This is a genomic window from Marinoscillum sp., assembly GCF_040222955.1.
GTDB lineage: Bacteria > Bacteroidota > Bacteroidia > Cytophagales > Cyclobacteriaceae > Marinoscillum.
Genome location: NZ_JAVKCA010000021.1, coordinates 317,544 through 329,055, shown reverse-complemented (window position 1 = coordinate 329,055; position 11,512 = coordinate 317,544). Strand labels below are relative to the sequence as shown.

The window sequence follows — 11,512 nt, the reverse complement described above, 5'->3', positions numbered from 1 at the left end:
CTTGATTAATGATTGATGAAGTGATAAAGAGCGATCAAAACGAAACCCAACGGAACAACGATGGCATACGCCTCGGTGAATTTTTTGATGCCTGGGGTAAATTTATTGTTGATCCCCATGGATTGTAGTGACGACTGAAAACCGTGCAATAAGTGCAGGGCAAGCAGTACGAAGGAAATCACATATGCGCCAACCCTTAGCGGATTCTGGAACTTGTGCACCAGCTCATCATAATAGCGGTCGGTTACTTCAGGTAGCTGAGCTACATATTTATAGTTCATCTCCGGAATCCAGAAATCGATGAAATGGAGCCCCAGGAATGCGAGAATGACCAGGCCACTGTAGATCATGTTTTGAGACATCCATGAGGCATTTCCAGTGTCCTTTTTAGCATATTTCATGGGCCGGGAAGCTCTGTTTTTTGCTTCCAGTATAAATCCCATCACAAAGTGAAACAGCACTGCAAAAATTAAAACCGGCTGAAGTAGAAACTGCACCACCGGATTGGTACCCATGAAATGGGAGGCCTCGTTAAAGGCATCTGCACTGATAACCGAAAGCATGTTGGTCGTAAGGTGCATTAGTAGGAATAAGACCAGAAATATTGCCGAAAGGGCCATGGCAAACTTTCTGCCGATGGAACTCGAAAAGGTATTGGAAAACCAACTCATATGATTATCTGAATTTTCAAATTTATGTCGGATTCAAAGGTAGTCCCCAAGTTCCACCCAAACAATCTAAGATCTTATTTTGAATCTGTCTAAATAAGTTTATTTAAGTTCAGTTAGGGGTTATTCTTTAATTTAACTGTTTTGGAATTGCGAACCGAGTGTTTATCTGAGATGTTTAAAGAATTAGGGAAATTTTTCATTGGCTTCATGCTGTCTGTGATCGGGTTTGGAGCATGCGCAACGCATATTTCCGGCGGCTATATCAGCATAAAAAAGGTAGAGGGCACTACTGTTACACTGCGTGTCATTGGTTTTAGTGAAGCGGCTTCTTCTGTCCACTTCGGGCATGGCGTTTTATCTTTCGGTGACGGTACAGTCAACAGTGCAGAGGTGGTGGTGACTCGCAAGTCGATATCAGATCACCATGATTTGGTCAGCTTTGAAGTGGTGCATGCCTATGCAGGACCCGGGGCGTATACAGTAAGTTATTCAAAGGATATGAGGACGGACGGGATTTTGAATGTTACTAACTCAGTCAGCGAAAGTTTTTACATAGAGACGAGTTTTGTGATTGATCCTTTTTTTCAAAATTCCTTTCCTCAGTTTGATGCATCTCACTTACTACTGGCTGCTAACATGAATAGGTTCACACAGGCTGTACAGGCAAGCGATTCGGATGGGGATCTCCTGGTCTTTAGTCTGGTCACACCGAGGAAAGCCCGGGATATGAGCGTTTCTGGTTATCATTTTGCCGGAGCTGAGGTGGATCCTTTTACCGGCAATATGTCCTGGGATGTAGGGAATCATGCGTCTGGGCAAGAGTCATTGTATACGTTTGCTGTTCAGGTGCAGGAGATGAGGAAGCAGGAAGATAATTGGTTGACGTTGAGCCGTACTATTTTGGATTTTAATGTGGAGATTGTTCCTTCTGTAGAGAATCATCCCACTATAGAAAGCGTCCTTTCAGTTTGTGAGGCGGAAGCGTTTTACCTGGAGTTGCAGCAGGCAGGTCAGTGTTCTTTGGAAGTGGACTTACCTTTTTATCAGTTAGCGGATGGTAGTCAGTCCACATCTCTGAATGGCCTATCTGTTCAGGGAGACACTGTTTTTCACTTTGACCTGATTGCCTCCGCAAAAAACTACGATTATGGGCACGTCAGGGTGTATTCTGAAGATTATGTACAGAGCAGAAATGTCTTTTACAGCCACGCGTGTGAATCACTTACAGCTATCAGGGAGCTGGTGACTGGTGTGCCACTCGATTCGCAAGAGATTTCTTTGTATCCCAACCCCTCGGATGGAGATTTTAAAATAAACGACAAATCCGGCAACCTTTCCCGTTATAAAATAATTACCCTATCGGGCAAACAGATTTATACAGGAATGGTCCAAAATCCTTTAGTATCTTTAAGCCATCTAGGTAATTTGCAGCCCGGGACTTATGTGATCCAATTTTTCGATGGTTTTGATCGTTTGATTGGGGTGGAAAAGTTGCTAATTGTTGAATGATTGAATGAAGAACAGCACGGTTAATCCTTTCGTTATTAAAATAGCTTGTTGGCTCATCCTGTTTGGTTTGGGCATCGGCAGTGTTCATGCCACTCACATTCGCGCTGGTGAAATCACCGCCAGGCGGATCAATAATCTTACCCTTACCTACGAGTTTACTTTCACCGGATATCGGGATTCCGGATCGGTCATTCATTTCGGAGATGGCATTTTCCGGTTTGGCGATAGCGAAATCCAGGAGCGGGGATTCAATATCGTGGAAACACCCATTGATAATGAAATAGAAATGGTGCAGTTCAAAGTGGTGCATACCTACCAGGCTGCCAACTCCTACGTGGTGAGCTACGAAGAGAAGTTTCGCAATGAAGGGATCATTAATATGGATAATTCAGTGAATACCACGTTTTATGTGGAGTCCATGATTGTGATTGACCCTTTTTTCGGTCTCAATAACACCCCAGTGCTTTTAGTGCCCCCAATAGACTTTGCGGCCGTAGGTGCCAGGTTTATTCATAACCCCGGGGCCTTTGATCCGGATGGGGACAGCCTTTCATACAAGTTTGTGACACCCAAGCAGGCACGGGGTGCCGAGGTAAATAATTATCGGGTGATGAATGCACCTGAATTTTACAGCATCCCTAACCAGGGAAATGAAGAACAAAATCGTTTTGCCAGTTTGACCATGGATCCTGTGCGCGGCGATCTGGAGTGGGATGCCCCTGGTGACCTTTTGAATCAGGGTGATGTGGCAGAATATAATGTTGCCTTTGTCATTGAAGAATGGCGCCAGGTGGCCGGACAGTGGTTTAAGCTTGGGTATGTCACTCGGGATATGCAGATCATTGTGAAGAAAACGGACAATGAGCGCCCGGAACTGGAAGTTCCCGAGGACTTGTGTGTGGAAGCCGGGGAGACCGTCAGCGAGATTATTCAGGGTACAGATCCTGATGGTCAGCAAGTGAAACTTGAGGCCTACGGAGGCCCTTTTGAGGTCAATGGTACATCAGCAACTTACCAGCCAGATCCAGCTACCTTTCAGGGCCCGCCAGGCTTTTTATCCTTTGAGTGGGAAACAGAATGCGGACACGTGCGTGTGCGGCCTTATGAGGTGCAGTTTAAGGTTACGGATAAGCCGGATGTAGGGCCCAGACTGGTGAATTTTGAAACCCTGTTGATCACTGTGGTAGGCCCTTCTCCGAAAGGTCTTGAATCCAGCATTCAAACTGGAAAATCTATCAGGCTCAAGTGGGATAAGTATAATTGTGTGAATGCCGAATCTATGCAGATATGGAGGCGGGTAGGAGAGTTTGAAATAGAAGCAGATGATTGTAATGTGGGGATGCCTGCTAATTCGGGGTACCGATTGATTGATGAAATACCGATGCTGGACCCTGTCAGTCAGGATCCGATCACTGAATATTTGGACAATAATGAAGGGAAGGGTCTGGCTCCCGGAGCGAAATATTGCTACAGATTAGTTGCTACTTTCCCCTTGCCGGGTGGCGGTGAGAGCTATGTGTCCGAAGAAGTCTGTGACAGCATTGTCATAGATGCACCAGCTATCACCAATGTAGATGTGCTCACCACCAGTGAAACAGAGGGAAGAATTTTGGTCCGCTGGGCTCCACCTTATCAGATAGATCAGGTACTCTATCCTCCGGACTATAAATATGATGTTTTCAGAGCAGAAGGATTGAATCCTGCTGCGACCAAGCCTTATCAGCTGATTGCTTCCGGAATTACAGATACCGTGTTTACAGATATCGGTCTCAATACTTTCGCCAATGCCTATCATTATTTTGTGCGTTTTTATGATGCCGGCGGGGTGCTGGTGGATTCATCGGCCACAGCCAGCAGTGTTCGCTTGGCTCTGAGGCCTTTGTTGAAGTCCATCGAACTCAACTGGGCTGCATCTGTGCCATGGTCCAATACCGTTCAGGATTATCCATACCATTATATATACAGAGATCAGGTACTGAGTGGTGACCTGGATCAAATGGTGCTGATAGATTCTGTAGATGTCACATCTGCAGGTTTTTACTATTTGGACAATGGTAATTTTAACGATGAGGTGCTGGATGAAGACATAGAATACTGCTATGCCGTGACTGCTCAGGGCTCTTACTTCAATCCTCTGCTGCCGGAGCCCCTGATCAATCGCTCGCAGATAGGATGTGGACAGCCCAATGATACCATACCACCCTGTGCTCCTCCCGTAGTGACCATTGCAGATCAGCTGGATTGTGCGAGTATATTGGCCAGTCAGCCCTGCGGATCCAATAATTATACCCAGAAGTTGAGTTGGACATCCGACGAAGATCCGGATTGTGATGATGATATTTCCTTCTATAATGTGTATTTCACGTCTAGCGGTCGAGAGGAAGATTATGCTATCATAGCCACCCCATCTGACACACGGTATGATCATATGGACCTTTCATCTTTGAAAGGTTGCTATAGGATATCGGCCGTGGATCGGTCTGGCAATGAGAGTGAGCTGACGGAAGAAATCTGTAATGACAACTGTCCGGTCTATAAACTGCCGAATGTATTCACACCGAATAATGATGGCATCAATGATGTATTTAGTCCACTTTATAAAAAAGGACTCAACATTGCCAACTTCAATGATGCGGACTGCCCCAGATTTGTTCTTCAGGTGGATTTTAGGGTTTTTGACCGATCTGGATCGGAACTATACGCCTACAACTCATTTGAAAACCCCGAAGGGATCTACATCAATTGGGACGGAAAAAATAAATGGGGTCAGGAACTACCTGCGGGGGTTTATTATTATGTAGCTGAAGTCACCGTGGATGTGCTGAACCCGAAAGACACCAAATGGACGCTGAACGGTTGGTTACAAATTCTGAAGTAGTAGAGAGTCCCGTTATCTTTTTTGATGGGGTGTGCAATCTCTGTAATTCTGCGGTGAATTTTGTGATAGACCGGGATACGGACAGACAATTTCTGTTTGCTTCCCTGCAGTCTGATTTTGCGCACGATAAGTTGGCCCGATATGAGGTGAATCCATCACTCCTTCAGAGCATACTCCTATTGAAGAATGGTCACCTATACCATAAAAGCGATGCAGCACTGGAGGTAGCGAGCCTTTTGGGTGGTCCCTGGCGGTTGCTGTCGGTTTTTAAAATTGTTCCTAAGTTTATTCGGGATTTTTTCTATGACTGGATTGCCAAAAACCGCTATCGGTGGTTTGGGAGGCAGGAAACGTGCCGGGTGCCTACACCTGATTTGAAGGAAAGATTTCTCGATTCTTATTGATGTTTCGTAGCTTTGCACGCTTAAAATAACCAATCAACTCAAAACGTAACATATGAAGTCATTTGTATTTCCTGGACAGGGAGCACAGTTTCCTGGTATGGGGAAGGATTTGTACGATAGCAGCACTAAGGCCAGGCAACTCTTTGATCAGGCTGATGATGTTTTAGGTTTCAAACTTTCAACCATCATGTTTGAAGGTACGGCCGATGAGCTCAAGCAGACCAAAGTGACACAACCAGCCATCTTTTTACATAGTGTGGTTACCGCCCTGATCTCCGATACCTATCAACCAGACATGGTCGCCGGGCATTCCCTGGGAGAGTTTTCTGCACTTGTGGCCAATGGTGCACTGAGTTTTGAGGATGGCCTCACGTTGGTGTCTAAGCGCGCGATGGCCATGCAAAAGGCCTGTGAGCAGCAGGAGTCCACGATGGCTGCAGTTTTGGGCCTTGCAGATGAGGTAGTAGAGGATATTTGTGCAGGCATCGATGAGGTGGTGGTTGCAGCCAATTATAATTGCCCGGGTCAGCTGGTGATCTCCGGCTCCATCAAGGGTGTCGAGATCGCCTGTGAGCAACTCAAAGCTGCGGGAGCGAAAAGAGCTTTAATTTTACCAGTAGGGGGTGCTTTCCACTCTCCATTAATGGAACCTGCACGTGAAGAACTGGCGGCGGCCATAGAGGCCACAGCTTTTGGTGCACCCAAGTGTCCTGTTTATCAGAATGTGGATGCCAAAGGACATGTCGATATCATGGAAATCAAATCAAATCTGGTTTCTCAACTCACCGCTCCTGTGCGGTGGACACAAAGTGTCAATGCCATGATAGCAGATGGAGCCACGTCATTTGTGGAGTGTGGCCCGGGTAAGGTATTACAGGGGTTGATCAGAAAGATAGATTCGGGAGTAGAGACGGCCAGCATCTGATGCGTAACCTCCGAACCATATCGATGATGATCTCCATTTGTCTGCTCATGATCATGGGGGGCTGCCGAAAAGGCCCCTCAAACTCTATAGATAAGAGCAGACAGATCAAAAAAGGAAAGCCCATACCTTGCCCAATTAAAGACTGCTAATGCATAAAATTACCATTGCCATAGATGGCTTTTCGGGTACGGGAAAAAGCTCTACCGCTAAAAATGTAGCGGACGAGTTGGGTTACACCTATATAGATAGCGGCGCTATGTATAGGGCCACGACGCTGTATTTTCTGAGGCAAGACGTTTCCTTAGATGATGCCAGCCAGGTTGAGCATGCCCTGGATACCCTGGATATTCGCTTTGAGGAGGGACATGTGGTGTTAAATGGTGAGGATGTAACGGATGAGATTCGCACAATGCGGGTCAATGAGCATGTGAGTGCTGTCAGTACCATTGCCATGGTGAGACATGCCATGGTGGCTCAGCAGCAGAAAATAGGGAAGGGCAAAGGAATTGTAATGGATGGTAGAGATATAGGTACTGTGGTTTTTCCTCATGCGGAGCTCAAGGTGTTTATGACCGCCAATACAAGAATTCGCGCCGAGCGGCGCCAGACTGAATTAGCAGAAAAGGGCATCATGGAGGAACTTAATGTGATTGAAAATAATTTATCACAGCGAGATGAGATTGACTCCACAAGGTCTGAATCACCGCTTCGTAAAGCAGAGGATGCCGTGGAAATAGACACCTCAAATTTGACTTTTGCCGATCAGGTTCATAAAATTGTATCCTTAGCCAAAGAGAAAATCCATGCAAGTTGAGATAGATCCACATTCAGGGTATTGTTTTGGAGTTGAGTTTGCCATACAAATGGCAGAAGATGAGATGGAAGGCGGGCAGGAACTGTATTGCCTGGGGGACATCGTACACAATGCCATGGAAGTGGAGCGCCTGTATGCCAAGGGGCTACGGACGATCACACGTGAGGAACTGGAGCAGTTGCATGATTGCAAGGTGCTCATTCGGGCGCATGGCGAACCGCCCGAGACGTATGAAACGGCCCTGAAAAATAACATTGAACTGATAGATGCTTCCTGTCCGGTAGTATTAAAACTTCAAAACAGAATTAAACACTCCTATGACAAAGCCGTGGCCAGCAATGGTCAGGTGGTGATCTATGGCAAAACGGGACATGCCGAAGTGGTCGGATTGACGGGACAGACCAATGACGAGGCGATTATCATCAGCTCAGAAGAGGACCTGGATCAGATTGACTTCACCAGACCGGTGACACTATACAGTCAGACCACCAAGAGCACCAAAGGCTTTTACCACATCAAGGCGCTTATAGAGGAGCGGATCAGCAAGGAGAAAGGAGAATTTACCGTAGAGGACTTTAATGCCAATGACAGCATCTGCCGTCAGGTGTCCAACCGGGAGCCCAAAATGGTGGAGTTTTCCAATAAACATGATGTAGTCCTTTTTGTGTCCGGTAAGAAGAGTTCTAATGGGCGGGCGCTATACAATGTGTGTCTGGAAAATAATTCCCGGAGCTACTTCATCGAAAACGAGACCGAAATTGAGCTCGACTGGATTCACTCGGAGGATCGTGTGGGTATTTGCGGAGCTACTTCCACTCCTCGTTGGCTGATGGAAAAAGTAGCTGAATTCCTACAGGCTCAGGAGCCTCAGTTGGCTGGAGTCTGACACTTTTCCTGATGTGGAAAAACAGTTTCCTATTGATGCTGCCAAACATTTCATTTGAACATTTTTTTTGTATTTTTGCTCAGATTTTCAAGTAGATCGCAACTATACAAAATGTCGAAAACGATAAAGCTAAAAAGAGGTTTTGATATCAACCTGGCCGGAAAACCGGAAAAGAAAATCTCAGAGTCTTCTCATTCAGAAACTTACGCTTTAAAACCTACCGATTTCATCAACATGTCCAGACCAAAACTTTTGGTCAAAGAAGGAGATACTGTGAAAGCAGGTACTGCCATGCTGTACGACAAAATGTCGGAAGGTGTGAAGTACTGTGCTCCGGTGAGTGGTGAAGTGGTGGAAATTAAGCGTGGAGAAAAGAGAAAACTACTGGAGATAAAGATACTGGCGGATAAAGAAGTGGTTTTTGAGAAGTTTAAGACTTTCTCTACCTCTGATTTGGCCAATTTGTCTAAAGAGGAGGCCCTCCAGCAAATGCAGGCCGGCGGTGTGTGGCCAAACATCATCCAGAGACCATTCGGAATCGTAGCCAATGCTGAGGATACTCCTAAGGCGATCTTCATTTCGGCATTTGATACCAATCCACTGGCACCGGATGTGGCCTTCCAGTTGGGTGACAAAGAAAAATTCTTCCAGGCAGGGCTGGATATCCTCAGAAAATTGACGCCTGGCAAGGTGCATCTCAATATCAATGGGCAGGCTGAGGTTCCTCAGGTTTTTGCTCAGGCCAATGGGGTAGAGCTGAATAAGTTTTCTGGACCTCACCCGGCAGGGAATGTTGGTGTGCAGATCCATCACCTGGATCCAATCAGTAAAAAAGACATTGTGTGGGCAGTAACTCCTTATGGGGTGGCTCAGATAGGTCAGCTGTTCATAGAAGGCAAGTATGATGCATCCAAGCTTGTGGCCATTACAGGCTCAGAAGTGAAAAACCCGGGTTACGTAAAGACTTACTCAGGTGTGATGCTTGAAAAGCTTTTCGGTAGCGAGGTGCCTACAGGTCATTTGCGATTTATTGCCGGAAATCCTCTTACCGGAGAAAACTGTGGCAAGGCTGGTTATTTGGGTTTTTACCATAATCAAGTCACGGTCATCCCTGAGGGCGACTATGAGGAGTTTTTGGGCTGGATCAAGCCATCAACTAAGAAACTAAGCTTTCACAGAGCATTGGGATTGCTTTCATTCCTGAACAGAGGAAAAGAATATGCAGTAGACACCAATACACACGGAGAAGATCGTCCATTTGTGGTTTCCGGGGAGTTCGAGAAAGTCCTCCCGATGGACATCTTACCAACTTATCTTTTCAAGGCGATTATCTCTGAGGATTATGATGACATGGAGGCACTTGGAATCTTCGAACTGGTAGAAGAGGATGTAGCCCTGTGTGAGTTCATAGATCCTTCTAAGAATGAGATACAGAAGATTTTGAGGGAGGGTATAGAAATGATAAAAAATAGCTAATCATAAACATGAAGCCATTACAAAACCTGTTTGATAAACTAAAGCCGAATTTTGAGAAGGGCGGTAAGTGGGAGAAATTCTACACACTGTACGAAGGGCATCGTACCATTGTATTTGCTCCTGATCTCACTACTGGCAACAAAGGCGCGCAGATTAAGGATGCGGTGGATTTGAAACGGATCATGATCACTGTGGTGATTGCCATGATTCCGGCACTCCTGTTTGGGATGTGGAATGTTGGACATCAGCATTTTATTTCTATAGGTGAAGACGCTGTATTGCTTGACAAAATATTGATTGGTGCCCTGGCAGTGGTTCCAATCCTCATCGTTTCCTACTCAGTGGGTTTGCTCACTGAGTTTACCTTTTGTGTGATCAGAAATCACCCCATTAGTGAGGGCTTTCTGGTTACAGGTATGCTGATTGCACTGATTATGCCTCCGACCATTCCGCTATGGCAGGTGGGATTGGCTACTATTTTTGCGGTCGTTATTGGTAAAGAAGCTTTTGGTGGCACAGGGATGAATATCCTGAATGTGGCACTTACAGCAAGAGCTTTTCTTTACTTTGCATACCCTTCGAATATTTCAGGAGACGTTTGGACCTATTTTGGTGATAAACAACCTGTAGATGCCTTCAGTGGCGCTACGGTATTGTCTTATGGAGCTACTGCCGTTTCTAACGGTACCGATATGATGGCCGATATGTCTGCACATTGGTACGATGGAATGTACTCCTTTTGGAATTTATTTATAGGAATCATTCCCGGATCGATTGGAGAAACTTCTACGCTAATGTGTCTGATAGGAGCAGTTATACTGGTAGGGACTGGTGTAGGTAGCTGGAAAATCATTGCCAGTGTATTTGGTGGGGCCTATTTTATGGGCGTGGTATTCAATCTTGTAGGTTCCAATTCTTATATGGACCTTCCTGCTCACTACCATCTGGTGGTTGGGGGTATGGCTTTTGGTGCAGTATTCATGGCTACTGACCCTGTATCAGCGGCACAGACAGAAGTTGGAAAATGGATTTATGGCTTTCTGATTGGGTTACTTACAGTGCTTATCAGGGTGGTAAATCCGGCTTATCCTGAGGGAATCATGCTGGCGATTCTGTTTATGAACGTTTTCGCTCCACTTATTGATTATTACGTAGTAGATGCTAACAAAAAACGAAGATTAAAACGTGCAACGGTCTAATACATACATTATCTTATTTTCAGTTGTCCTTACAGTAGTTTTGGGCGGTTTGCTATCACTTGCTTCAGTGGGTCTTAAGCCTGCTCAGGACAAACAGGTAGAACTTGACACCAAGAAGAAAATTCTGGGTGCGGTGATGGATATTTCTTCTATTGAGGAGCCAAATGAACTTCTTGCCCTTTATGATAAGAAGGTGAAGTCGCTTGTAGTGGACTACAATGGTGCGGTGGTTACCACTGACACCAAAGGAAACACGATCGTAGCAGAGAAAGTGAATATTCAGAAGAACTATCGCTTTGCTCCGGAGGATCGTTTGTATCCTGTTTTTAAGTTCATGAATGAAAAGGATTCATCCAAAGTGGAGGCTTATGTTTTTCCAATGTTCGGGTCAGGACTGTGGGATTGGATCTCAGGATACCTGGCAGTTGGCAATGATCTGAATACCATCCTTGGAGTGGCCTTTGACCATAAGCAGGAAACTCCAGGGCTTGGAGCAAGAATCACTAGTGATGTGGTGCAAAAACGTTTTGAAGGCAAGGAGATTTATAACGAGAAAAACGAACTGGTTTCCGTAAAAATGGTGAAAGGCGAAGGCAATGCTAACCTGACCTCACATGAAGTGGACGGCATGTCCGGAGCCACGCTGACCGGAAAAGGAGTCAACGAGATGATGGTTAATTACCTTACTTGTTATCAGGGATATATTAAAAAAGTAAAGGCTAGCAGAAGTAGCGTAGCAGTCAATTAATT

The 11,512-nt window shown here is 45.6% G+C and carries 10 protein-coding genes; 9 read left to right on the top strand and 1 reads right to left on the bottom strand.

Annotated elements, in window-relative coordinates; all coding sequences use genetic code 11:
* Positions 1-5: 5 nt before the first annotated feature.
* A complete protein-coding gene (locus RIH33_RS19145; protein ID WP_406651363.1) occupies positions 6-671 on the bottom strand; it encodes a succinate dehydrogenase cytochrome b subunit in 666 nt (221 codons plus the stop codon).
* Positions 672-842: 171 nt separating this feature from the next.
* Between RIH33_RS19145 and RIH33_RS19140 the strand changes: the two genes are divergently transcribed.
* From RIH33_RS19140 to nqrC, 9 genes are all read left to right on the top strand, one after another.
* Positions 843-2,180 (top strand): T9SS type A sorting domain-containing protein, encoded by a 1,338-nt coding sequence (locus RIH33_RS19140; protein ID WP_406651364.1) that lies wholly within the window; start codon positions 843-845, stop codon positions 2,178-2,180.
* 4 nt (positions 2,181-2,184) lie between these two features.
* On the top strand, positions 2,185-5,058 hold the full coding sequence (locus RIH33_RS19135; RefSeq protein ID WP_406651366.1) for a gliding motility-associated C-terminal domain-containing protein: 2,874 nt from the start codon (positions 2,185-2,187) through the stop codon (positions 5,056-5,058).
* Complete coding sequence (locus tag RIH33_RS19130; RefSeq protein WP_406651368.1) at positions 5,022-5,462, top strand: thiol-disulfide oxidoreductase DCC family protein; 441 nt, start codon at positions 5,022-5,024, stop codon at positions 5,460-5,462. Before RIH33_RS19135 ends, RIH33_RS19130 begins: the two co-directional genes overlap by 37 nt.
* A 52-nt stretch (positions 5,463-5,514) precedes the next feature.
* The gene (gene fabD, locus RIH33_RS19125) at positions 5,515-6,387 is read left to right on the top strand and encodes an ACP S-malonyltransferase (RefSeq protein WP_406651370.1); all 873 of its coding nucleotides are present in this window, start codon (positions 5,515-5,517) and stop codon (positions 6,385-6,387) included.
* 148 nt (positions 6,388-6,535) lie between these two features.
* Positions 6,536-7,201, top strand: a complete 666-nt coding sequence (cmk, locus tag RIH33_RS19120) for a (d)CMP kinase (RefSeq protein ID WP_406651371.1) — start codon at positions 6,536-6,538, stop codon at positions 7,199-7,201.
* Positions 7,191-8,087, top strand: a complete 897-nt coding sequence (locus RIH33_RS19115; protein ID WP_406651372.1) for a 4-hydroxy-3-methylbut-2-enyl diphosphate reductase — start codon at positions 7,191-7,193, stop codon at positions 8,085-8,087. Before cmk ends, RIH33_RS19115 begins: the two co-directional genes overlap by 11 nt.
* A 111-nt stretch (positions 8,088-8,198) precedes the next feature.
* Complete coding sequence (locus tag RIH33_RS19110; protein WP_406651373.1) at positions 8,199-9,563, top strand: Na(+)-translocating NADH-quinone reductase subunit A; 1,365 nt, start codon at positions 8,199-8,201, stop codon at positions 9,561-9,563.
* A gap of 8 nt (positions 9,564-9,571) precedes the next feature.
* Complete coding sequence (locus tag RIH33_RS19105; RefSeq protein ID WP_406651374.1) at positions 9,572-10,762, top strand: NADH:ubiquinone reductase (Na(+)-transporting) subunit B; 1,191 nt, start codon at positions 9,572-9,574, stop codon at positions 10,760-10,762.
* A 49-nt stretch (positions 10,763-10,811) separates the two neighbouring features.
* A complete protein-coding gene (gene nqrC / locus RIH33_RS19100; RefSeq protein ID WP_406651375.1) occupies positions 10,812-11,510 on the top strand; it encodes an NADH:ubiquinone reductase (Na(+)-transporting) subunit C in 699 nt (232 codons plus the stop codon).
* Positions 11,511-11,512: the final 2 nt, after the last annotated feature.

Bases quoted from the DNA above. Each gene is read 5' to 3' on its own strand.
- RIH33_RS19105 (WP_406651374.1), top strand. From the start codon at position 9,572: ATGAAGCCATTACAAAACCTGTTTGATAAACTAAAGCCGAATTTTGAG.
- RIH33_RS19145 (WP_406651363.1), bottom strand. From the start codon at position 671: ATGAGTTGGTTTTCCAATACCTTTTCGAGTTCCATCGGCAGAAAGTTT.
- RIH33_RS19115 (WP_406651372.1), top strand. From the start codon at position 7,191: ATGCAAGTTGAGATAGATCCACATTCAGGGTATTGTTTTGGAGTTGAG.
- RIH33_RS19140 (WP_406651364.1), top strand. From the start codon at position 843: ATGTTTAAAGAATTAGGGAAATTTTTCATTGGCTTCATGCTGTCTGTG.
- RIH33_RS19110 (WP_406651373.1), top strand. From the start codon at position 8,199: ATGTCGAAAACGATAAAGCTAAAAAGAGGTTTTGATATCAACCTGGCC.
- RIH33_RS19135 (WP_406651366.1), top strand. From the start codon at position 2,185: ATGAAGAACAGCACGGTTAATCCTTTCGTTATTAAAATAGCTTGTTGG.
- cmk (WP_406651371.1), top strand. From the start codon at position 6,536: ATGCATAAAATTACCATTGCCATAGATGGCTTTTCGGGTACGGGAAAA.
- fabD (WP_406651370.1), top strand. From the start codon at position 5,515: ATGAAGTCATTTGTATTTCCTGGACAGGGAGCACAGTTTCCTGGTATG.
- RIH33_RS19130 (WP_406651368.1), top strand. From the start codon at position 5,022: ATGGACGCTGAACGGTTGGTTACAAATTCTGAAGTAGTAGAGAGTCCC.